Origin of the sequence: Gelidibacter algens (genome assembly GCF_001678675.1) — a bacterium.
Taxonomy (GTDB): domain Bacteria; phylum Bacteroidota; class Bacteroidia; order Flavobacteriales; family Flavobacteriaceae; genus Gelidibacter; species Gelidibacter algens.
The window spans coordinates 68,795-91,716 of sequence record NZ_LZRN01000001.1; the positions used below are offsets into that span (position 1 = coordinate 68,795).

Here is a 22,922-nt window from a genome sequence, read left to right on the forward strand (position 1 = left end):
ATTTCTATGGCAGATTTAACACAACAACAATGGTCTTCTCAAATGGAGAATGACAAGGATGCAGTAGTTCTAGATGTTAGAACACAAGAAGAAGTCGATGAAGGCTATATTCCTGGAGCGATCCATCTAGACATTCATCAAGGTCAGGAGTTTATCGAAGCGATTAAAAAATTGGATGCAAACAAGAGCTATTATGTGTATTGCAGATCAGGCGCTAGAAGTGGACAAGCCTGTTCCATAATGAATCAGTTAGGATTTGAAAAAGCATACAATTTAATGGGCGGTTTCAGTAAATGGGACGGACCATCCACACAATAAAAAATAATTTTTTCTTTATAAAAAGAATAAACCAAAGATTATGAAACGCCTTTTACTAGTATTTACAGTTGTTGCGGCCTCATTCTTGGCAAGTTGTGAAGATGATCATGGCAGCGAAATAAAAGTGGTGACCCCTGAAGAAATGCAGTCATTAATGGAGTTGGAAGACGTGCAACTGGTAGACGTCAGATCTGCCAAAGAGCGGGTGGATGGCTTTATCAAGAATTCACAAAATATCGATTTCAATTCTCCAACTTTTGATGAAGACATCCTAAAGTTAGACAAAACCAAGCCTGTCATTTTATATTGCCATGCTGGCGGACGTAGCGCAAAATGTGCCAAAAAGCTTCAAGAGGCGGGTTTTATTAAAATATATGATCTTAAAGGTGGCATCACCCAATGGAAATTTGAAGGCTTTGATTTAGAGTTGGCCAATTAAATACTTCCTAGTTTTTTACTCTTATTTTTCTAATGGTGTAGCGTTTCTTCTTTCGGGCTTATGTTCCCTACATCACCCTCCATCCGCTAATTTTTACGGTAATTCATCGTGGTTTTTGTTGAAAAATAAATACATTAGCCTGTTAAGATGTGATGGCTTTTCTATGAGTCGATTAGAAGGGACAGATTCCTGATAATAAATCTTATCTACCATCAAGTTGAAGAACCCATAATTTCCAATAGCTTATAAACTTGGACCAGCATAAAAATAGAACACTTCGTTTATGGAGAAAGCTTAAGGATGGTGATGTTGAGGCTATGGGTGATCTTTATGATATTTATGCTGATGAATTATTTGCATATGGCATGCAGTTTTCGGCCGATAAGGGTCTCGTCATGGATGCCATACACGATTTGTTTTTAAATCTTTACAAATACCGAAAAACGATAGCCGAAACGGATAATGTTACCTACTATCTGTTCCGTTGCCTCAAAAACAATATTCTTAAAAAAGCGACAAAAGGGCTTTCTCTAGTTGCATATTCTCAAAATCATGAATTGAATCATGATGAGCCATCTGTGGAAGAGCACATTTGTGCTAAAGAATTTGAAAACGAACGCGCCTACAAACTTGCAAAGGCCATCACCAGGTTAAGTAAAAAGCAGAGAAAAGCCCTATCCTTAAGGTTTACAGAAGAACATTCTTACGAGGACATTGCCGCCATTATGGACGTTTCCGTTCAAACTTCAAGAACAATTATTTATAGGGCTATCAAGACGTTGAGAAAACAGCTCTACCTATTTATGACCTTCTTTTTTTAAAGTTTTTAATCTTTTCAAAAAAAAAGTGTCTATAAACTAACCCTATCTGACTTACTATAGTAAGACACCCCGTGTTTTGATGTCCACCGTCAAATACAATGTGCTTTAGTAATCTATTTAGATAGTCCTATGCAAGATCATTCGAAAAATAATATAAATTTTCAACAGCTTTCAAAACATGAGAAAGCTCGTATTAAACAGCGCATCGCCAGTTCAGTGTATGCCTATATAAGACGCCGAAGAACTAAAAAATATGGTTTTGGAATTGTGGCGGCTAGCGTTGTCATGCTCCTTTCTATAGGATTTTTTAACAGTATTAAAGAAGATTCCTCTATTGAGGTTTTTGCAAAAACCGTAAAAGATCAAAAATCTACTCATAAGGTGCAGTTGGTCTTGAATGATGATCAACAGGTTGAAATAGAAGGAGACCACTCGTCAATTAGTTACTCAAGTACGGGAGACGAAGTTAAGATCGGGAAAGAGCAATATGTAAGTCAAAACACTTCAAATTCAGAGACCATCGTATATAATACGCTCATCGTTCCTTTTGGTAAGCGTTCAGAAATTGTGTTGTCAGATGGGAGCAAGGTTTGGTTGAATTCTGGTTCAAAGCTGATATTTCCTGCTCAATTTTCTAAAGATAAACGAGAGGTCTACCTAGAAGGTGAAGCTATTTTTGAAGTGGCACATCGTCAAAAACAGCCATTTTTGGTAACATCTGAACATCACGAAATTGAGGTGTTGGGAACGGTTTTCAATATCAGCAACTATAAGGATGATACTGCAATTACTACAGTTCTACAAAGTGGAAGTATTCAAATCAACTTTACTGAGGATCAACTTTTCAATGCTGATAAGGCCATTAAAATATCTCCAGGAACACTAGCTTCTTTCAATAAAAATAACAGAGCCATCACCACCAAAACTGTAGCAACTGAGCCCTATTTTTCATGGCGCAACGGAATTTTTATTTTTAGAAACGACTCGTTAAAATCCATTATGAAAAAAATCTCACGCTACTACAATGTGGACATTGTGATTAATGATGAACACTTGGCCAACGAAACTTTTTCAGGTTATCTGGATGTCAAGGAAAACATTGAACATGTGATGCAAACTATAAAAGAGACAGAATCTTCAAAATTTGAATATGAACTAACGCAAGATAACAAACTCATTATTAACTAAAACCTTATCAGCAATTGAAAAAATAATCTGTAAAAAAAAACTAGAAGATGCGTCAACATCCTCTAGCATTTAAAAAATCAACATTACCGTAAGTCAGCAATATTAACCACTAAAACAAAATTATGAATAAAAATGAGAACCTTTATTCTTTTAAAAGGATAAAATCTTTTAGATACTATTTGGTACATATGATGCGAGTTTTCCTCTTATTAGTCACCCTTGGTCTCAGTTCAGCTTTTGCAAATTTTTCGAAAGCTCAAACCAAGATGGATATCAACGTGAAGGATGTTTCCTTGGAAGAATTATTTAAAGAAATTCAAAACAAGAGCGAGTTTATTTTCTTTTATAAGGACGATGTTTTGAAACATAAAGTGTCGCTATCATTGAAAAATGCAACTGTAGCAACCATTTTGGATACGGCTTTAAAAAACACCAACCTGATCTATAAAATTGATTATAGGCAAGTGGTCATTAAAGAAGATTTGAGTGTTGATGCCAAGCAAATGGCTAACCAAAACCAACAGCAACGTACCATAAAAGGAAAAGTGTTGGATGAAGCTGGGGTGCCACTTTTGGGAGCCACAGTACAGCTAAAAGGGACAAATAAGGGTGTTACTACAGATTTTGATGGTAATTATGAATTGTCCGTTCCAGAAAACGCGACAACTTTAGTCATCTCTTACTTGGGGTTCGTTACTCAGGAAGTCTCCATAGATGGGCAATCAACAATTAACGTTACCATGGTGGCTGATAACATGGCTTTGGAAGAAATTGTCGTTATTGGTTATGGTACAGAACGAAAATCATTAATAAGTGATGCCGTTACCGCAATCAGTTCAAAACAAATTGAAGATTTACCTGTGTCATCAGTAGATGGTATTCTACAAGGACAGGCTTCTGGTGTTCAGGTCATGCAAAACTCAGGAACTCCTGGTGGCGAAATGTCAGTGCGTATTCGTGGTTTAACGTCTATTAGTGGTTCTAGTCAGCCGCTTTATATTATTGATGGAATTCCAGTAACTACGGGCGATTTTGGACAAATTGGCTATTCCGGACAAGGGTCTAGTGCCTTGACTGATTTAAATCCGAGTGATATTGCCTCCATCAGTATCTTAAAAGATGCGTCTGCAACAGCCATTTATGGTGCTAGAGCGTCCAATGGTATTGTGTTGATTACCACCAAACGTGGTAAGGCACAACAATCGGTTGTGAGTGTCAACGTGTATTCTGGGGTTCAACGTGCTTGGAATAAATTGGATATGTTGGATGCAAGACAGTGGATGGACTATAGAAATGATCTCACAGGAACGACCGTTTTTACGCCTGAGCAAATGAACAACATCACTATTGATACCAATTGGCAAGATGTTATTTTTAGAACAGCACCTGTAAGTAGCTATGAGGTTTCTGCAACTGGAGGCTCAGAAAAGACCAAATTTTTTATCAGTGGAACGTTGTTTGACCAAGAAGGAATTTTGATAGGTACAGATTACCGAAGAATGAACGCACGTGTCAACATTGACCATCAACTTTCAGATAAGGTAACCATTGGAACCAGTATCGGGTTGACCTATGCTAAAACGGATCGTGTGGAAAGTGACCAAACACTTCATGGGCCGCTTCCAAATGGTATTTCAACACCAGCCATTTTTCCTGTTTATAATGAAGACGGGTCTTACAATCAGTCAGGACCTTATTCAAATCCGGTATCTATCGCTAATGAAGCTATTAATGAGAATTTCTCTTACAGAACTAATTCCAATATCTATATAGACTGGAAAATTATAGAAGATTTGACCTTCTCATCAAAATGGGGTGTTGATTTTTTAAATTTCAGAGAACATGGGTATGAATCGACAAGAACGGTACAAGGTGCAAAATATAACGGTCTTGGATTTGAAACGTATAGCAACGTCACCAATGTGGTGTCCAATAACCTTTTAAAGTATAATAAACAGTTCAATAAACACAAAATAGAAGCTTTGTTAGGGTACAGTTTTGAAAGCTATAGTTACCGTTCCTCTTTTATTAGGGGGCAGGATTTTGCGGATGATGATTTAGAATATATAGCTTCTGCAGCGACCATTGTTTCAGCAAGTGCAGGTGCAACTGACACAGGGTTGAGATCTTATTTTGGACGTTTAAATTACAATTTTGATGATAAGTATATTGCTACGTTTTCAGGACGCTCTGATACGTCAACAAAATTTGGAGAAAATAACAGAACAGGGTTTTTCCCAGCAGCATCTGTGGCATGGCGTATTATTCAAGAAGATTTTATGGAAAGCCTAACGCCTATTTCTGATTTGAAACTTCGTGTGAGTTATGGTTTGACAGGCAACGATGACATCAGTCCATTTTTGTTTTCTGAGCTTTATGGCAACACAGCGTATGGCGGTTTGCCTGCCATCTATCCTAGCAATATTCCCAATCCGGATTTGAAGTGGGAGAGTACTTCACAGTTAAATATTGGTTTGAATTTAGGCTTGTTTAATGATAGAATTACACTGACTGCTGATTATTATGACAAACAAACCAATGATTTGTTATTGAGCCGGCCATTGCCGCCAACCTCTGGTTTTTCATCTATAACAGAAAACGTAGGAAAGGTCGAAAACAAAGGGATTGAAGTGTCATTATCCACTCAAAATTTTATTGGCGATTTCACTTGGAACACAACCATGAATATTTCAGGAAACAGAAATAAAGTATTGGAACTCTACAACGGGCAGCCCATTGACGATATTGGTCGTGGTGGTAACCGGATTATGGAAGGCCAACCCATTGGTGTTTTCTACAGCTTTAAATCGTTGGGTGTAGATCCTTCCACAGGAGATATTGTGTATGCCGATACCAATTTTGATGGGGTCATTACCTCTGCCGATAGAACCATTGTTGGGAATCCGCATCCAGATTTTATCTTCGGGTTGACTAATAACTTTGCTTACAAAGGACTCGATTTAAGTATATTCCTTCAAGGATCCTATGGCAATGATGTATTTCACGGTTCAAGATTGTTTCTGGAATCCCTTCAAGGAGGTGATAACCAATTGGAAGCTGTTACCAGACGTTGGCAACAACCAGGGGATATTACAGATATTCCAAGAGCCACTAATGATCCTGTGGCATCTTCTCAAAACAAACGTGTCTCTTCAAGGTATATTGAAGATGGCTCCTATTTGAGAGTAAAAAATGTCACATTAGGTTACACTTTAAATACTGACGTTTTAAGAAAAACCTTCTTTAGCTCTATTCGTGTGTATTTGAGTGCACAGAACTTGTTCACGTTTACAAAATATACAGGTTTGGATCCTGAGGTTAATTACAGAGGTGATGATAATTCAGTTATTGGAACTGATTTCTTTACCTATCCGCAGGCGCAAACATTCACTTTAGGTGTTAATTTAAAACTTTAAAAAAATGAAGAAGATTATACTCATAGCCTTAATCATCGTCACAACATTTTCTTGTGATGTGCTGGAAGTTGAACCGCAAAATTCAATTCCTGCGGCTGAGGCATTTAAAACGAAAGAAGATATTGACAAGGGTATTTTGGGAGCGTATGCAACATTTCAAAGTTTGAGTTATTACGGCAGAACCTATAGCATTTTTTCAGACCTAGGTGCTGATAATTTAGCCCATCCTTTGGCTGCAACAGCCACTGAGTATGCGGAAGTAGATAACAATAATATTTTGCCTGAAAATAGCTCCATAGATGGTATTTGGAGCGTCATTTATGACGGCATCAATGTGACCAATAATGTCATTGATAAAGTGCCTGGCATTGCAGATATGACTGACGCTGAAAAGAACAAGGCCTTGGGAGAACTCTATTTTATAAGAGCCTTAAACCATTTCAACGTTTTGAATTATTTTGGCGCTGTGCCAATTAAGGTAACACCAACGGTAGGTGTTGGTAATTTGGATGTGCCAAGAGATCCTGTAGAGGCAGTATATAGCCAAATCATCAATGATCTACTGTTTGCCTCAGAGAATCTTCCCACATCAGGCAACAAAGTAAGAACGTCCAAATATGCTGCAAAAGCATTATTGGCCCGTGTATATTTGTACAAAGGAGAGTATGCGCAAGCCGTAACATTGGCTACTGATGTCATTCAAAACGGAGGGTACACCTTATTAAGTGATTATGCTGAGGTTTTTGAAGCAGATCAATCTCCAGAATCAATTTTTGAAATCTATTTTTCCCAAACCGAGAGAAACAGGATTGCAGAATATAATTTTCCAACGGCCTTAAATGGAAGACGGGAAGTGGAACCATCTGCAGATTTGCTTACAGCCTATGAAACCAGTGATGAACGCTATGACGCGACTATCGCTTTTGCGGGCACTAGTGCTTATGCCATTAAATACGACGATTTAAGCCTTGGAGCCGATAATTTCGTGGTCTTACGGCTGTCAGAAATGTATTTGATAAGAGCGGAAGCTGAAGCTAATAAAACGACGCCAAATGTGGAGGCTATCCAAAGTGATATCAATCAAATTAGAAATCGTGCAAACCTGTCATCAACCTCTGAAACGTCTCTAGCGCAATTGCTCAGAATTATTGAAAAGGAGAGACGTGTTGAATTTGCATTTGAAGGCCACCGATGGTTTGACTTGGTAAGAACAGGAAGAGCAATTGCTGTACTGCCTAATGTTAACACTGTCAATCAGACCTTGTTTCCAATTCCATCTGATGAAATCCAAACCAATAATGACCCAGGAATGACGCAAAATCCGGGCTACTAAATAACTCATGACCATATTTAAAATAGATCTTATGAAAACTAAATTTCTAAATTACATACTACTAAGTTTCTTCACTTTAGCATTTGTTTCATGTCAAAATGATGATGATGTAGTGCCACCACAATCGCAGGCTGAGTTTACAGCTAGCCCGTCAGAAGTTAAGGTAGGCCAAGACATTCAATTTACTAACAACTCTCAAAATGCGACAGCCTATTTGTGGAGTTTTGGAGATGGTACGACTTCCAATCAAGTATCACCAAGAAAATCATACCAGTCTAGTGACGTATTTTTGGTGAGTTTGGTATCCACAGGAGCTGGCGGTTCTACAATTTCCAATATGGAAGTTACGGTAACGCCTGCCAGTGCTTTTACGGTTGCTGATGTGGATGATTTGACGGCTAAAATCCCCGTACAATTTACAAACACCTCATTAGGTGCTGCAAGTTACAGTTGGTCTTTTGGAGATGTCAACAACTCAACTTCTACCGAACAAAACCCAAACTTTGCTTATCCTTCAGCAGGCACGTATACCGTGAGTCTTACGGCAACAAGTAGTGCTGGTTCCAATACCTTCACCAAAGAGATCATGATTGCCGTAGCTCCAGAATCACCTGGTGAGTTATATTACATTGATTTAAGTGATGAGTTTATAAGAAAACTATCTCTTGACGGTTCAGGCACTGTTATGGATGTCCTAGATTTAGTAGGTAAAGGCGGTGTAGGCATGGCCTATGATGCGACCAACGAGAAAATTTACTTTAGTGATTTTGACACGTATCCATTTGGAAATATTTGGAGAGTCAATCGTGACGGTACTGGTTTAGAAGTTGTTGTTACAAATATTGGAGATCCTTATGCCATCGCCTTAGATGTTGCAGGTAATAAAATGTATTGGGTAGATGATGAGGGTAATGTGTCTAGAGCAAACTTAGATGGTACAAGTTTAGAAATAGGAATCTTAAATGTACCAACGGCATCTTGGAGAGCTTTGGCTTTAGATGTAGAAAACGGAAAGTTGTATGCTTATGATGCCTCCCTTGACGAAAATTTAATTGTTGCAAATCTTGATGGTACTAATCCGCAAATTATCATATCAGGAGTTTATGGGTATGCCATTGCTGTAGATACTGTCAATGATAAAATCTATTTTGATGACCAGAATTCGGGAGAACTTAAAATTGCCAATTTGGATGGTACTAATATTGAAACCGTTGATACCGATGGGACTCGTATTTACGGGATCCAAATAGATTATGATTCCAACAAACTCTATTGGTCAGGAAGGGATTCTGGAGAATTATACCGCGCTGATTTGGACGGATCAAACAAAGAAGTTTTAAAATCTGGTTTAGGTAGTGTAAGAGGCATTGTATTAATTAAATAAAAGACTATGAAATGGCCATTATCAAATTCGGAAATCGAACGATATGATCAATAGGACATTCCATCTGACCATAAAAAAATCAATAAAACATAACAGATGAAAAATTTAGTTATAATAACCTTAATGTTGACCCTTGGAGTAGGCTTTCAGTCGTGTAGTGATGATGATTTTCCGGTACCTCCAGCAAGTACGGTGCCTTCATTTACTTACAATATAAGTAACGACGAGTTTGCACCGGCAACGGTAAGTTTCAGCAACACCTCTATTGTTCCAGAAACTGTTGGTACTGCCACCTATTATTGGAATTTTGGAGATGGCGAATCGTCTTCAGAAGCCAATCCTACCTATGTGTATGATGAAGCTGGAGCGTATGTGGTTAATTTGGTGGTGACTACTTCACAATCTTTAGAAATAAAGAAGTCTTCACAAACCATCGTCATTAAAGACCCGAATGCTACCGGAACGCCAATTTATTATACGGACGGTGCTCAAGTGTATCAAGGTCTTATCAATACGCAAGCCCCAATTTTTACACCGCTCAGTGGTGTAGCGCCGCAATCGTCTTACGGCATGGTGATGGATACGTTAAATCTTAAATTATACATTAGTGATTATGACGCTGACAAAATCTATAGAGCCAATTTAGACGGCAGTAATTTTGAAGATTTTAGAACAGGCCTAAACAGTCCTAACGGAATGGCTATCGACTATCAGGAAAATCAAATCTATTTTGATAGTAGTGATGGTATCCAACGAGCAGATTTAGATGTTACAGACCTTTCACAGAAAGAAGATTTTGTTTCAGGTCAAGCAAATGATCCTGACGGTGTGAGTATTGATGTTCAAAACCGAAAACTCTACTGGATTAATTATGATGGTGGTGTGTGGTCTAAAAATCTGGACGGCACAGGAGAAGCGGAGATTATTCCAGGTGTTGAAGGTGGTAGTATCTTAGTGGTGGGCAATCGTATTTATTATGATGAGTTTGTGGCTTCTGGAGATATCAGGTTGAAATCGGCTAATTTGGATGGTACTGGTGTGACCACCATTGCTGTAGGAATTACAAGAGTTGTTTATGGTTTGGCATATGATGCCAACGCACAGAAACTATATTGGGGAGACCGAAATAATGATACGATGATGCGCGCTAATTTAGATGGCTCAAATGCCGAAGTTTGGTACCAAGCCACTAGTGATACAAGAGGTATTGTCATAGGAAAACAATAAGAAAGATGAATATTAGTAGATTAATAGCAGTCTGTGTGCTTGTCGGTAGTTTCTTGCAAACTACCGTTAGCGCGCAGGAAACACAAAGTAAAGGCAAACTCTTTATCATAGGCGGAGGCTCAAGACCTGCAGCCATGGTGGATAGAATGATACAAGACTCAGGAATTGATAAAGAAGGTTATGGCATTATTTTACCAATGTCTAGTGCTGAACCTGATTCTGCCGTGTATTATGCCAAAAAACAGTTTGTAGAAAAAGGACTAAAAAATATTTTCGGATTGCATTTTAGTAAAGATGAGGTGCTGACCAAATCAAAAATTGATTCCATCAAAAACGCAAAATTGATCTACATTTCTGGAGGTGATCAAAACAGATTTATGGATGTGGTTGCTGGAACTGACATTGAAAAAGCAATCCATCAATCCTATCAAAATGGGCATATGATAGCAGGAACAAGTGCAGGAGCAGCAGTGATGAGCAAAATGATGATTACCGGGAACGAATTGAAACACCCTGATTACTCTTCGACATTTAGAAACATTGAATCTGACAATATTGAAATCAAGACCGGTTTGGGAATGTTGACCAACGTGATCATCGATCAGCATTTTGTGAAACGGAGCCGTTACAACCGATTGATAAGTGCCGTGATTGAACATCCTGATATGATGGGGATTGGTATTGATGAAGCCACCGCTATTTTGGTGGAAGGTACAACGGCTGAAATTGTTGGAGATTCACAAGTTATTGTGCTACGAAATTCCAACAGTTCAAAAAACCAGCATGGAGAAAAACTGGGCGCCCATGACCTACAACTGAATATCTATTTGCCCGGAGAAAAATTCACACTAAATTAAACAGATAATTTTGAAGACTATATCAAGAAGAGTTTTAGTAATTTCAATAGCATTCATAAGTGCATTTGCATTTGCGCAGAATGAAAAAATGGAAAAAAAAATAATAAAATCTGTCGATCAACATTCTGATGCGGCTATTGATTTGCTTAAAAAGGCAGTCAATATCAATAGCGGCACCATGAATTTTGAGGGCGTGAGAAAAGTAGGTGAGTTATTCAAAGCGGAATTGGAGCCATTGGGCTTCCAAACGGAATTGACTAATGGCGATGCCTATGGCCGTGCAGGACATTTGATCGCCAAGAGAGAAGGCAAGAAAGGTCCAAAATTTCTATTGATTGGACATTTGGATACGGTTTTTGAATTGGATAGTCCGTTTCAAGAATACACAATGTTGGATGGTACCATGATCAAAGGTCCAGGAGTTGCCGATATGAAAGGTGGGGATGTCATCATCATTTTGGCGATGAAAGCGCTTAAAGATGCCGGTGTTTTGGAAGATATGTCCATAGAAATTATCATGACTGGGGATGAAGAAAAAAGCGGAGAGCCTATTGAATTGTCCAAAAAGGATTTGATAGAGGGTGCCAAACGTGCTGATATTGCTTTAGGTTTTGAAAATGGTGATAACAATCCGAAAACCATTGTGGTTTCTCGCAGAGGATCGTCAGATTGGCAATTGAAAGTTACAGGAACACCCGCCCATTCCTCCCAAATTTTTACTAAAGAAATTGGTGTAGGTGCTATTTATGAAACCTCACGCATTTTAAATGAGTTTTATGTACAGCTATCCAAAGAGAAAGATTTGACCTTCAATCCGGGGTTTGTTATTGCCGGTACAGATTTGGATTTGAACGATGATCTCACGGGAGGTACTGCCTTTGGAAAAAACAATGTGGTAGCGCAACATGCCATTGTACATGGCGATATCAGAGCCACCTCACCAGAGCAATTGGAAAATGCTCAAACCATTATGAAGCAAATAGTAGCCAATAATTATCCCAACACTACCGCAGAATTGATATTCAATACGGGCGGTTATCCACCTTTGGCTTTGACAGAAGGCAACACCAAACTTTTACAATTCTATGATGGTGTAAGTCAGGATCTGGGTTTTGGTTATGTGGCAGCAGTAAATCCTAGAAATGCAGGAGCAGCGGATATTTCGTTTACCTCGGGGTATGTCGATATGGCGCTTGATGGCTTAGGATTGACTGGTGGCTCGGGAGATCATACAATTGAAGAAACTGGCGATTTGAGTACGGTGGCTACCCAAGCAAAAATTACTGCCGTGATGCTTTATCGATTAACGCAGCAGAAAAAATAAATCGCAAAACAGAAGAGACCCATGAAAAAAATTACATTTCTCTTTTTACTGAGTATCCAAACGATATTGGCTCAGAATTATAAAGAATATTTGACCGGTAGTGCTATTGACGTTGCAACCAATCATCAAGCAGGGGTTTGTTTGATGGGTGGCGCTTCAGAGCAAAAAGAGGCCATGATTTGGTTTTTGAACCAAACCAATGGCGGTGATGTTGTGGTATTGAGAGCCGACGATAGTGATGGGTATAACGATTATTTTTATTCAGATTTGGGTGTGACGATCAATTCGGTAAGAACCTTTGTCATAAATAATTCTGACGGTGCCGTTGATCCAGATGTTTTGGAACACGTAGGCAATGCTGAAGCTGTTTGGTTTGCGGGCGGCGACCAGTATGATTATATCACGTATTTTAAGGATAATGCTATGGAAGGTGTCTTAAATACATTTATTAATACCAAACAGGGTGTTATTGGTGGCACGAGTGCTGGTTTGGCTATCATGGGAAGTTCTTATTTTTCGGCACAATATGGAACTCTTGACAGCGATGTAGCCTTAAGCAATCCTTATCATCCGCGCGTGCAGTTAGGTTATAATGACTTTTTGGAAGTGCCTTTTATGGAAGATGTTATTGCCGATTCGCATTTTGCAAATCGTGATAGAGAAGGGCGCTTGAGTGTTTTTATGGCACGCTTTGCTAAAGATAATAACAGACGTTCCTTTGGCATTGCCGTTAATGATCATACAGCCATTTGTGTAGATGCCAACGGAAAAGCTTCTGTATATGGAGATTATCCCGGGTATCAGGATTTTGCCTACTTTTTGCAGTCCAATTGTGTGGCAGCTTATGCACCAGAAACGGTTGTAGCATTCACACCCGTCACTTGGAATAGAGGAGGAGAGGCCATAAAAGTTTTTAAAGTTCCTGGAACAGGTGCAGGCACCAATTATTTTGATCTGTCAGACTGGGAAACCGGGAATGGCGGAACTTGGGAAAATTGGTCCATCAATAATGGTGTTTTTACAATGGCAGCAGGAACAAATCCGATGTGTGATCGACTTTCTACTTCAGATTTTGAGAATCTAGAGGTCAACGTTTATCCTAATCCAGTTGTGGACAGAATTTTTATAAAATCACAGTCACCTATCAATTCCGTAAAGGTTTTCAACATGTTAGGAAAGGAAATTCAAGTCCGTAGGATGGAAGACAATAGTATTGACGCATCTAATTTAAGTTCTGGACTCTATATTTTGAAACTGCGTTCAGAAACATCAGAGCAAACTTTTAAATTTTTGAAGAGATAACCAACCAATTATTTAGTAGTAGAACCTTGTATGAGCTTGTATCATGCAAGGTTTTTTTTATGTCTAACGGCTGGAGATACACACTACCTGAGAAAACACTGTGCAGATGGGGCAACTCTGATTCTTATAGGTACAATGACAGAACTTTCATGATACAGTAGTTTAATGACTAAAATCATGGCGTAGGTGTAGATACTTACGTAATTTTATAAGATCAAATTCAAACCCATGAAAAACATTCTGCTATTAACTGATTTTTCCGACACATCGAAAAATGCAATTCGTTATGCTTTGGAGTTGTTTAAAGATGAGCACTGTACTTTTTATGTGCTTTATGTTCAAGATGCCACCACATACACCACCGATGATGTTGTAGCAACCGCATCATCAAGCTTATATGATTCGCTCATTAATAAAAACCGGATCAAATTGGCTACTTATGTGTCTGATCTCAAAGCGGAATATGATGTTGAACATTTCAATTTTAAAACCATTGTCGACTTTGATTCGTTTATAGCCGCCATTCATCAGAGCATAAAAACCAAAGACATAGATGTGATAGTTATGGGGACCAACGGCGCCACTGGCGCTAAAGAAACTGTTTTTGGCAGTAATACACTCAAGGTCATCCGTAGGGTCAATTGTACAACCCTGATCATTCCTGAAAATTTTGCTTATGTGGCCCCTAAAGAAATGTTATTGGCTTTGGATCCGTCAGATCAATTGAATGGAAAAGCAATAGCCGATTTTTTTAAATTCCTTAAGCGCCATAGCACGAGATTGCATGTTTTGAGAGTCAGTTCTGAGAGTGACACTCATGAGCTTCCGGATACTGATAAGAAAAATTTAAACCATTACATGACTGGTGAAAACTACCTGTATGATCTTGTGGAGAATATACCCATGGAACATGCAGTGGATACCTATATACAAACCCATCAGATTGATATGTTAAGCCTCATTGTACAGAAGGAGTCATTTTTGGAGCGTTTATTTGTGGGCTCGCCTACCACCAAAATCAATCAAAATACGCATTTGCCATTGCTTATTTTTCATTCCTAAGAGGCCTCTACAAAAGAGCCGTGTTGAACTAACCTTGCTTACCCAAATCTTAAATGATAAGTCCTTCAAGATACTCCATGATCTCAGATTTTAATTTGGCGGTTTGCGTTAAGAAATTGACAACATCCAACTCTATTTCATTATTTTTTCTGACGAAATAATCATCGCAGGACAGCTCGTCACATTCAATTTTGAGTTGAACCTCATTGTGTTGCCTTTCAATTACAATAGCCAATTTGGAGGTTTTTTTTAAATTGATGTCGATCTGCTTCTTAAAAAGCGTGACCTTTTCAAACAGGTTGAGCGTTTTTGGATCGAAACTATTAGAATCCAGCAACTGTTTAAAGAATTCCAACTCTTTAGTGAGTAGCGTCAAACGTGATTTGTAAAAGGACAAATTAAACCTAAGCTCTTCTATACTCTTGTCTCTATAAGGGTTTTCGTCATTATTAAATTGTTCCATGGGTGCAGTTTTTTAAATGATTATGTGTTCTACATCAGATAGTTTGGGAATGCTCACATTCCAATGGTAGGTATCTTTTATTTTTACTCTAAAGGCATCTAAAGCAGACGGCTCACCATGGATGAGGTACACTTTTTCAGGAATATTGATAATGTCACCCATCCAATGTAGCAATTCATTCTGGTCCGCATGGGCCGATAAACTTTCAAGATGTTTGATGGTTGCTTTTACTGGGTGGTATTTTCCCGAAAACTTGATCTCATGGGCACCGTCAAACAGCAGTCTTCCACGGGTGCCTTCAGCTTGATAACCTACCAATAAAACAGTCGTGGACGCATCATCGATAAGTTGCTGCAAATAGGTGAGGACTCTTCCGCCAGTAACCATACCGCTTCCTGCAATGATTATTTTAGAGCGTTTGTCATCAATCGTTTCCCAGGTTTCCTTGTATGATTCAATAATAGTTACATGGTTGCACATCGCATTATAATCAGAATCAGACAGTTTATGCCATTTTGGAAAGCGTTTAAAAACATTCAACACATTGTTTCCCATTGGGCTATCTACAAAAATAGGAATATTGGGAATCTTATTTTTCTGATATAATTTCCAAAGGATAAACATCAAGGTTTGAAGGCGTTCTACCGCAAAACTAGGGATGATGAGGTTGCCTTTTTTGTGAAGGGTCTCAACAATAATATCAGCAAGCAGTTGCTCTACATCTTCTGTTGGATGGAGTTTATCGCCATAGGTACTTTCTACAAAAAGAAAATCTGCCTGATCGGGACGTTTAGGATCATCCAATAAGTAATCATTGGTTCTCCCAATATCTCCAGAAAACACAAACCGTTTGGAATTGATGTCCAATTCTATAAACGTCGCCCCAAGAATGTGTCCGTTGTATTGAAATCGGTATAAAATGTGCTCTGATAAACTAATCCATTGGTCTTCGGCTTCTGCCTGAAACAAAAGGATTGTTTTTTCAGCCTCCGCAACGGTATAAAAAGGAAGCGCAGGGCTATGTTTAGTGTATTTTTCGTCGTTGGCCTTTTCTGCTTCTTCTTCATGTATTTTAGCACTGTCCCTTAAAATGATTTCGGCAATGGCCAAGGTAGGTGCGGTGCCAATTATTTTACCACTAAAACCTTGTTTTACCAAGCGTGGTAAATAGCCAACATGGTCTAGATGTCCATGGGTAAGTAAAACTAAATCTATTGTGGCAACATCTATAGGGAGGTCCGTCCAATTGAGTTCTCGCAGTTCCTTTAAGCCTTGGAACATACCACAATCAATCAGAATATTTTTTTCAGAGGTTTGAATATAAAATTTTGAGCCTGTAACCACACCGGCGGCTCCCAGAAAATTAATTTTTACATGATGGTTCATAATTTTAGATTTTACAGAGCATTTTTATCTCGTTTTTGATCTTTGATTTGCGAGATTCTGAAATCCCGAGATGGTCCAAGAAAAAAACGTCGTCTATCAAGTCTCGACACAGCACAACATCTCTACTTAGCAAAAATTGTTTTTCCCGTTTGGTCAATAGTGTTGAAACGGTGATGGGATATAATCCCAATCGGTCTATCCTGTTTCGCAATCCGTCATGTTTTGGATAGTCCCAACTCAAAAGGTATAAACCTATACAATTTCCGTATTGAAGGGCATCTTCCGTAAAACGTGTGTTGGTCACCACCCAACCTACATCCAATACTGTTTCATGTGGTTTTGAGTTCCAATGTATTTTGACATCCTTAAACCGAGAGGCTATATATAAAGGAACTTTAACATTGCAATTTCTACCTTCTTCACTATGGAATTTACATTCTATAAGGGTGGTGTTGCCATTTTTTGTGGCGATAACATCTATTTCATGGCTCACACATTGGCCTTGCACTATCTCACTCACATGAGTGTCATAACCTGAATATCTTAAAATGGCGCTTATAAAACGTTCAAACGGATATCCTGTAGGACCCAACTCATAAATGGCTTTTTTAAGCTTGTATTTTGAGGCTAAGTAGCTTCCTTTTTTTTTAAGTAAAGCAAAGGCCCTGTTATAGATTTCCTTGGTTGAAATGCCGTGGTATAATTCTTTCTGCACTTGTTCAATAATATCACTTACTGTATGCTTGTCGGCACCTGATTTCCCTAAAGATGCACGCAATTTGTCCAATGAAAATTTTACTTTTTCACCTGATGACTTAATGATGTCAATGTTAGTATCCATAGTTTTCATAGAAATAGTTTAAAATCAAACGCTGACTGTAAAAATACCTTCACTTAAGTTTATGCGTTGTCGTTATTTCTGATTTTGAGAATTAACGTCTTAAGTCACCTATTTACTTGGAATAATTAAAAATGGAATGGTAGGGTGGTAACCTATGTTTTTAATAATAGGCTCTTTGGTGATATTCTCAATAATGCTATGCTTATAGTTGAACATGGCCAAAATATCAATATCTAAATACTTCAATAAAGTACATTAATCACGTCAGATTTTTTGTGATAGGCAGGCATCCAATGGAAGCTATGTTCAGTGTCCTTTAAGTACTCTTTGAGGATGCTTATATTTTTATTTTGCTTTTCACTCAAATCCTCTTCCACATTAATGTGCAATACGTTGATATGAGCATCATACAACGACGCAAAATCTTGTAAGGTTTTTAGCGTCTTGGCATCATATGGACGATTAAAATCTGTGGGAAAAGCTATTTTTTTTGGAGTCTTAAAGTCTTGCTTATTTAACACAACCAATACCGGGCAACTTTTTATATGTTTAATAGTCTTCACGGTATAACTGCCAAAAAAGAACGCGTCTACACCAATTGCACCTTTGGTACCCATGACGACCAAGTCAATATCATGTTGTTTGATGCTTGCTTCAATGGCATGTGGCAATTCATCACTACTTGAAATCATTCCGAAAGTGTGATTTGTGTTCGTGTTTTCTTCATCCATTTTCGCTTTGAGTTTGGTCAAGTCTCTTTTTGAGTTGTCTCTAAAAGTACCAATAAAATTACTGCTCATTAACGAAGGAGACCTTGAACTTGAGAAAGCATATGAATTTAGAAAATAGAAGGTACACGTTTCATTGGCATACAGTTTTAAAGCATAAGATAGTGCGCTCTTTGAATTTTCAGAAAAATCTGTTGGAATTAAAATTGACTTCTTCATGTGTTGTAAATTTGATTGTTATTAGATGACGGCTCAACCACGACCGGAACTGTTTTATGAAATGTGATGTGGTTGCCTGTCGATTTAAAAAATATAGTCTTAAAAAATGATTTTTTGATATTGATGATGACTAGCTTATCAACTGCGATATTTTAACCTCTTAAGTCGTGCATGACCAATATAGGTACTTTGGAATCATACGCAATTCCTTTGACCAAGGGTTGATTAATGATACTTGCAAAAAAAGTATGTTTTTTATTAATAAATGCGACCATATCACTTTCTCTACTTTCAACAAAGCAGTTTATAGCAGCCGGAACAGACATATTTCTCAGAAAATGGAATGAATGATTGACATCAACAAAATAATCTTCCAATTGTGTTTTCGTGTCCATCTGTTTGTCACTCAATTTGTCTTCTACCATAATATGCAGTACTTTTATTGAAGCGCCGCATCTTTTGGTGATATCCATAAGATAATTCAATTCTCTCCTTTTAAAGTGTGTTTTGTAACTTGTTGGAAAGACAATCTCTTTTGGAAGGTTTAGTTTTGCCAATTGCGGAACCACAATAACAGGACAATTCCTAATGTCTTCCATTACCCTCAACGCTGTGCTGCCATAAATTTTATTTTTCGAGTTTGTTTCACCCTGAGTTCCCATAACGATAAGCTCGATATCTTTCTCTTCCACTACTCTTTCAATACCATCTAAAGGATAACTGGACGTAGAGATGGTTTGAAAACTATGCTTTGAATTTCCATTTTCTCCAAAAGCCAAATCGTTCAAGAGTTTGTCCAACCCTCTCATAGATGCTATTTTTGAGGTTTCATAAAGTTCACTTCCTGGTTCCATGTTTATGATGCTATCTAGATCATTTGCATCAATATAGAATACGTTGAGAAGATAAAAAATACAAGGTTCATCTTTATAAAGTTCCAGTGCATAATTAACGGCTTGTAAGGCGTTAACTGAAAAGTCTGTTGGTAATAATATCCGTCGTTTCATGAGTGCTTTTTTTAATTTTATGAGTAAACCTATAGGTGTCAATGGTAATGACCCTAGTCTATATTAACTATTCACTTGGGATAATCAAAAATGGAATGGTAGGTTGGTAACCTATATTTTTAATAATAGGCTCTTTGGTTATATTTTCAATAATGCTATGCTTATAGTTGAACATGGCCAGAATATCTATATTTAAATCTGCAATAAAATCATTAATTACTGCCGATTTTTTGTTGTACGCGGGCATCCAATGGAAGCTGTGTTTATTTTCCCTTAAGTGCTCTTTGAGGATGACCATATTTTTGTTTTGTTCATTGCTCAAATTCTCTTCTACATTAATATGCAGTATGTTGATGTGGGCATCATACAATGCCGCAAAATTCTGCAAAGGTTGCAGCATCTTAGTGTCGTAAGGGCGGTTAAAATCTGTTGGAAAGGCAATTTGCTTCGGGATTCTAAATTCAGTGGTGCCAGGTACAGCTAGTACAGGACAACCTTTTATGTTTTGAACAGTCTTTACTGTGTTACTGCCAAAAAAGAACTTATTCACGCCTGTTGCGCCTTTGGTGCCCATGACCACCATGTCAATAGTATATTTTTTAATGCTATTTGCAATGGCATACAATAATTCATCACCGCTTGCGATGATTTCAAAAGTATGGCCCGCATTGGTGTTTTCTTTTTCGGCCTTAGCTTTGAGTTCTTTCAAGTCTCTTACTGAACTGTCTTTTAGGATCTGAATAAAATGCGTTGTGATAAATGTTCTGGATTGTGAGCTGGAAAAGTAGAATGAATTCAAGAAATAGAATGTACATTCTTCTTTGGTGTATAATTTTAAGGCATAAGCTAATGCGCGCCATGCATTATCAGAAAAATCAGTAGGGATTAAAATGGACCTTTTCATGTGGTTTTAGTTTTTTGAGTGTTAAGTTGTGAAGGCATGACCAAAAAAGGAGCGTTAAATGGAATCCGATTTGGTTGACTGTCGATTTAAAAAAGTAATATTTTCTAAAAAATAAGATTTTTTGTTATTGATCATCGCCAACATATCTACTGCATTTTTTTCTTGATAGGCAAGTATGCCACGCATAACATTGTCGCCTTTTAGGTCGTGAAACTCATGATTACCTTGTGGCAAAATCTTTTGTAAAGACGCTTTGTTATTGAGTTGTACTTCAGATAAGTCAGTGGTGAGCACATGGAGAATGTCAATTCTTGAATGGTGCGTTTTGGCAAGTGCCAACAACGGTTCCAATTGGCTTGTGTGGTACGCAAGCCCATAATCTGAAGGAAATAAAATAGACGAAGGTGTTATATAGATAAAACCATCAGGAATTGCCAATACTGGACATTTTACATTTTTAAAAACTTGAACCGTATTCGATCCAAAAAGCACTTCTTCTGCGCCTGTAGCTCCTTTAGTTCCCATGACAATCATATGTATGGTATGCGACTCCATAAAATCATGTATCCCAGAAATCAAAGTATCAAAGCGGGCCATGGTTTGAAACTCATGGTTGGAATTGTTTCCAAAGGTATCAGAAATGCGTTGTTTTAAAGTTTTTAAATGCTCAAGTGAGGTGTTTCTTATGGTGTCTTCCAAACCAAATTGTGCAGGATACCCCAACACATACTCCACATGATAGATTACTGGTGTGTACGTATTAAGCAGATAGAAAGTGCAGGCGTCATCTTTAAAAAGATGGATGGCATAGCTGATGGCGTTCCATGAATTCTCAGAAAAATCAGTTGGTAGGAGAATATGTTTCATAAATTTTAATTTGAATAATTTATGCGTCACGTTTTAGGTTTTGCATCGCCAAAAACGGAACCTTAAGGTCTAAACTTAACTGATCAACACGAGAAGGATAAAGAAAAGATTCTAAAAATGATTCTCTGGTATTGACCATCACAAGCATATCTATGGGATGGTCTTTAACATACTGCTCAATGGCCTCCACCACATTTTTGCTGTCAAGAGTTTTAAAATTAATCTCGTTTTTACACAATGCTTCTTTTATAAAAAGCTGGTTGTCTTCCTGTCTGATTGAAAGTTTAGTGCTTTTTGAAATATAGACCACATCAATGACAGATCTATACGGCGCCACCATATCACAGAACAATTTAAGCTCTCTTCTTTTAAAGGGGATAAGATAATTGGTAGGGAATAGAATCTTTTTTGGTTGTGTGTAGGTCTGTTTCTCAGGAATGGCCAAAACAGGACACTGTACATATTTTAAAACCTGCAATGTCTGGCTGCCAAAGGTGATGTTTTTGTCATTGCTCTTACCTCGGGTGCCCATGATAATGAGGTCTATATTCTTTTCATTTACAATGCTATCAGCCTCATCAATAAGAATGTTGTTGGCAGAAATGGAGTGATAGGTATGACGTGGATTTGGAGAAATCTCATGGATGTCCTTCAAAATTTGCTCCAAATGTGCAGCAGATTTGGCAGCCATCATTTCAGTGACGTCATCAAGGTTTTCGCGGGTTAGCGCTGCCGTTTCTTTATGAATGGCATCTTCATAGGCATGCATGATATAAAACTCGCACTTTTCATATTTAAAAAGTTCTAGTGCATATTTTACAGCATTCATAGAATTGTCTGAAAAATCAGTTGGAATCAATATATTTCTCATAGTATTCTGTTTGTTTATACGTTAAAGTTAAGAAGCAAACGTGACAAAAACTATGATAAATATCAGACGCTAAGGATAAAAGGAAAGGAAAATACTAAAATTTAGTTAATGCAGCACCAAAAATGGAACATCAGTATGGTAGCTTATTTTTTCAATTTTTGAGTGAAATAGGATATGCTGAAAATAATTCAGATTTTTTGCGACCATAACAATCATATCAATGTTCCTACTTTCAACAAAACACTGCACGGCGTCCTCAACTTTTTTATTGGTCAAAAAATGGAAACTATGATCGAGATTACTGAAATAATCTTCTAACAGCTCTTTATTTTTATTTTGATCATTGTTTAAGACAGCATCTTTTTTACTGATATTTAAGATACGAATGGCAGCACCATGCTTTTCTGTTATATTGACTACTGGTTGAAGAATGTTAATGTTGTACAGCATTGAAAAATCTGTTGGAAACGCCACCTCTTTGAGAGTTTTGAATTTTGCATTTTCAGGCACCACAAGGGTGTTACAATGAACTTTCGTAATAACATCCCCAGTGTTGCTGCCCACTATTATTTTTTTGAGCCCCGTAGCCCCTTTGGTGCCCATGACAATCATATTGATTTTTTTTTCACTGACTTGTTGTCTTATGGACTCTACCAAGAAATTATGATCAGTTACGGTGTAAAATTTGTGTTTTTTGCTAGTAGATAGTTTTGTAGAAATATGGTTTAAGGTGTCTCTTAACCTTGCTTTTGCAGTTTGGGTGTAAACATCTTCAATTTGTGCAGTGGAGACAAGGTAAGGGGAGTCATTGATTCCGATAGCACTCGATTTTATGACATGCAGTAAATAAAAATTGCAGGCTGTTTCTTCAAATAACCTCAAGGCGTACTTGATAGCATTCAATGAATTCTCTGAAAAATCTGTGGGCAATAGTACATTTTTCATTTCTTAATCTTCATGAAACA

Annotated in this window: 22 protein-coding genes; 12 read left to right on the plus strand and 10 right to left on the minus strand. The window is 37.7% G+C overall.

Annotated features, from left to right (window positions below):
• Positions 1-6 precede the first annotated feature (6 nt).
• From A9996_RS00345 to A9996_RS00400, 12 genes are all read left to right on the plus strand, one after another.
• A complete protein-coding gene (locus A9996_RS00345) occupies positions 7-318 on the plus strand; it encodes a rhodanese-like domain-containing protein (RefSeq protein ID WP_066429604.1) in 312 nt (103 codons plus the stop codon).
• A 40-nt stretch (positions 319-358) separates the two neighbouring features.
• Entirely contained in the window at positions 359-757 is a 399-nt protein-coding gene (locus tag A9996_RS00350; protein WP_083993801.1) for a rhodanese-like domain-containing protein, read from the plus strand.
• Between the two features lie 251 nt (positions 758-1,008).
• Positions 1,009-1,578, plus strand: coding sequence for an RNA polymerase sigma factor (locus A9996_RS00355; protein WP_066429607.1), 570 nt, complete (start codon positions 1,009-1,011; stop codon positions 1,576-1,578).
• Positions 1,579-1,707: 129 nt separating this feature from the next.
• The gene (locus tag A9996_RS00360) at positions 1,708-2,766 is read left to right on the plus strand and encodes a FecR family protein (RefSeq protein WP_066429610.1); all 1,059 of its coding nucleotides are present in this window, start codon (positions 1,708-1,710) and stop codon (positions 2,764-2,766) included.
• A 122-nt stretch (positions 2,767-2,888) separates the two neighbouring features.
• Complete coding sequence (locus A9996_RS00365; RefSeq protein WP_245905321.1) at positions 2,889-6,182, plus strand: TonB-dependent receptor; 3,294 nt, start codon at positions 2,889-2,891, stop codon at positions 6,180-6,182.
• Positions 6,183-6,186: 4 nt separating this feature from the next.
• On the plus strand, positions 6,187-7,515 hold the full coding sequence (locus A9996_RS00370; RefSeq protein ID WP_066429615.1) for a RagB/SusD family nutrient uptake outer membrane protein: 1,329 nt from the start codon (positions 6,187-6,189) through the stop codon (positions 7,513-7,515).
• A gap of 31 nt (positions 7,516-7,546) precedes the next feature.
• The gene (locus tag A9996_RS00375) at positions 7,547-8,899 is read left to right on the plus strand and encodes a PKD domain-containing protein (RefSeq protein ID WP_066429619.1); all 1,353 of its coding nucleotides are present in this window, start codon (positions 7,547-7,549) and stop codon (positions 8,897-8,899) included.
• 96 nt (positions 8,900-8,995) lie between these two features.
• Complete coding sequence (locus tag A9996_RS00380; protein WP_066429621.1) at positions 8,996-10,126, plus strand: PKD domain-containing protein; 1,131 nt, start codon at positions 8,996-8,998, stop codon at positions 10,124-10,126.
• A 5-nt stretch (positions 10,127-10,131) separates the two neighbouring features.
• Positions 10,132-10,983 (plus strand): cyanophycinase, encoded by an 852-nt coding sequence (locus A9996_RS00385; protein WP_066429623.1) that lies wholly within the window; start codon positions 10,132-10,134, stop codon positions 10,981-10,983.
• Between the two features lie 88 nt (positions 10,984-11,071).
• Entirely contained in the window at positions 11,072-12,307 is a 1,236-nt protein-coding gene (locus A9996_RS00390) for a M20/M25/M40 family metallo-hydrolase (protein ID WP_083993803.1), read from the plus strand.
• A 21-nt stretch (positions 12,308-12,328) separates the two neighbouring features.
• The gene (locus A9996_RS00395; RefSeq protein WP_066429629.1) at positions 12,329-13,609 is read left to right on the plus strand and encodes a T9SS type A sorting domain-containing protein; all 1,281 of its coding nucleotides are present in this window, start codon (positions 12,329-12,331) and stop codon (positions 13,607-13,609) included.
• A gap of 228 nt (positions 13,610-13,837) precedes the next feature.
• On the plus strand, positions 13,838-14,671 hold the full coding sequence (locus A9996_RS00400; protein ID WP_066429630.1) for a universal stress protein: 834 nt from the start codon (positions 13,838-13,840) through the stop codon (positions 14,669-14,671).
• A 49-nt stretch (positions 14,672-14,720) separates the two neighbouring features.
• On the opposite strand, the gene A9996_RS00405 is transcribed toward A9996_RS00400, so the two are convergent.
• The 10 genes from A9996_RS00405 to A9996_RS00445 form a co-directional block, all read right to left on the minus strand.
• Positions 14,721-15,134, minus strand: coding sequence for a hypothetical protein (locus tag A9996_RS00405; RefSeq protein ID WP_066429631.1), 414 nt, complete (start codon positions 15,132-15,134; stop codon positions 14,721-14,723).
• A gap of 12 nt (positions 15,135-15,146) precedes the next feature.
• A complete protein-coding gene (locus A9996_RS00410; protein WP_066429633.1) occupies positions 15,147-16,520 on the minus strand; it encodes an MBL fold metallo-hydrolase RNA specificity domain-containing protein in 1,374 nt (457 codons plus the stop codon).
• A 4-nt stretch (positions 16,521-16,524) separates the two neighbouring features.
• Positions 16,525-17,361, minus strand: coding sequence for an ATP cone domain-containing protein (locus A9996_RS00415; RefSeq protein ID WP_066429924.1), 837 nt, complete (start codon positions 17,359-17,361; stop codon positions 16,525-16,527).
• Between the two features lie 108 nt (positions 17,362-17,469).
• Positions 17,470-17,607 (minus strand): hypothetical protein, encoded by a 138-nt coding sequence (locus tag A9996_RS19795; RefSeq protein ID WP_157487170.1) that lies wholly within the window; start codon positions 17,605-17,607, stop codon positions 17,470-17,472.
• On the minus strand, positions 17,604-18,308 hold the full coding sequence (locus tag A9996_RS00420; protein ID WP_157487171.1) for a universal stress protein: 705 nt from the start codon (positions 18,306-18,308) through the stop codon (positions 17,604-17,606). Before A9996_RS00420 ends, A9996_RS19795 begins: the two co-directional genes overlap by 4 nt.
• A gap of 152 nt (positions 18,309-18,460) precedes the next feature.
• Positions 18,461-19,315, minus strand: coding sequence for a universal stress protein (locus A9996_RS00425; protein ID WP_066429636.1), 855 nt, complete (start codon positions 19,313-19,315; stop codon positions 18,461-18,463).
• Positions 19,316-19,382: 67 nt separating this feature from the next.
• The gene (locus A9996_RS00430) at positions 19,383-20,219 is read right to left on the minus strand and encodes a universal stress protein (RefSeq protein ID WP_066429638.1); all 837 of its coding nucleotides are present in this window, start codon (positions 20,217-20,219) and stop codon (positions 19,383-19,385) included.
• A gap of 54 nt (positions 20,220-20,273) precedes the next feature.
• The gene (locus A9996_RS00435) at positions 20,274-21,086 is read right to left on the minus strand and encodes a universal stress protein (RefSeq protein WP_248912297.1); all 813 of its coding nucleotides are present in this window, start codon (positions 21,084-21,086) and stop codon (positions 20,274-20,276) included.
• 19 nt (positions 21,087-21,105) lie between these two features.
• Positions 21,106-21,957, minus strand: coding sequence for a universal stress protein (locus A9996_RS00440; protein ID WP_066429644.1), 852 nt, complete (start codon positions 21,955-21,957; stop codon positions 21,106-21,108).
• A gap of 105 nt (positions 21,958-22,062) precedes the next feature.
• The gene (locus A9996_RS00445) at positions 22,063-22,902 is read right to left on the minus strand and encodes a universal stress protein (RefSeq protein ID WP_066429646.1); all 840 of its coding nucleotides are present in this window, start codon (positions 22,900-22,902) and stop codon (positions 22,063-22,065) included.
• Positions 22,903-22,922: the final 20 nt, after the last annotated feature.

Coding starts and splice junctions, on each gene's coding strand:
- A9996_RS00345 (WP_066429604.1), top strand. CDS start 7: ATGGCAGATTTAACACAACAACAATGGTCTTCTCAAATGGAGAATGAC.
- A9996_RS00350 (WP_083993801.1), top strand. CDS start 359: ATGAAACGCCTTTTACTAGTATTTACAGTTGTTGCGGCCTCATTCTTG.
- A9996_RS00360 (WP_066429610.1), top strand. CDS start 1,708: ATGCAAGATCATTCGAAAAATAATATAAATTTTCAACAGCTTTCAAAA.
- A9996_RS00365 (WP_245905321.1), top strand. CDS start 2,889: ATGAATAAAAATGAGAACCTTTATTCTTTTAAAAGGATAAAATCTTTT.
- A9996_RS00370 (WP_066429615.1), top strand. CDS start 6,187: ATGAAGAAGATTATACTCATAGCCTTAATCATCGTCACAACATTTTCT.
- A9996_RS00375 (WP_066429619.1), top strand. CDS start 7,547: ATGAAAACTAAATTTCTAAATTACATACTACTAAGTTTCTTCACTTTA.
- A9996_RS00380 (WP_066429621.1), top strand. CDS start 8,996: ATGAAAAATTTAGTTATAATAACCTTAATGTTGACCCTTGGAGTAGGC.
- A9996_RS00385 (WP_066429623.1), top strand. CDS start 10,132: ATGAATATTAGTAGATTAATAGCAGTCTGTGTGCTTGTCGGTAGTTTC.
- A9996_RS00390 (WP_083993803.1), top strand. CDS start 11,072: ATGGAAAAAAAAATAATAAAATCTGTCGATCAACATTCTGATGCGGCT.
- A9996_RS00395 (WP_066429629.1), top strand. CDS start 12,329: ATGAAAAAAATTACATTTCTCTTTTTACTGAGTATCCAAACGATATTG.
- A9996_RS00400 (WP_066429630.1), top strand. CDS start 13,838: ATGAAAAACATTCTGCTATTAACTGATTTTTCCGACACATCGAAAAAT.
- A9996_RS00405 (WP_066429631.1), bottom strand. CDS start 15,134: ATGGAACAATTTAATAATGACGAAAACCCTTATAGAGACAAGAGTATA.
- A9996_RS00410 (WP_066429633.1), bottom strand. CDS start 16,520: ATGAACCATCATGTAAAAATTAATTTTCTGGGAGCCGCCGGTGTGGTT.
- A9996_RS00415 (WP_066429924.1), bottom strand. CDS start 17,361: ATGGATACTAACATTGACATCATTAAGTCATCAGGTGAAAAAGTAAAA.
- A9996_RS00420 (WP_157487171.1), bottom strand. CDS start 18,308: ATGAAGAAGTCAATTTTAATTCCAACAGATTTTTCTGAAAATTCAAAG.
- A9996_RS00425 (WP_066429636.1), bottom strand. CDS start 19,315: ATGAAACGACGGATATTATTACCAACAGACTTTTCAGTTAACGCCTTA.
- A9996_RS00430 (WP_066429638.1), bottom strand. CDS start 20,219: ATGAAAAGGTCCATTTTAATCCCTACTGATTTTTCTGATAATGCATGG.
- A9996_RS00435 (WP_248912297.1), bottom strand. CDS start 21,086: ATGAAACATATTCTCCTACCAACTGATTTTTCTGAGAATTCATGGAAC.
- A9996_RS00440 (WP_066429644.1), bottom strand. CDS start 21,957: ATGAGAAATATATTGATTCCAACTGATTTTTCAGACAATTCTATGAAT.
- A9996_RS00445 (WP_066429646.1), bottom strand. CDS start 22,902: ATGAAAAATGTACTATTGCCCACAGATTTTTCAGAGAATTCATTGAAT.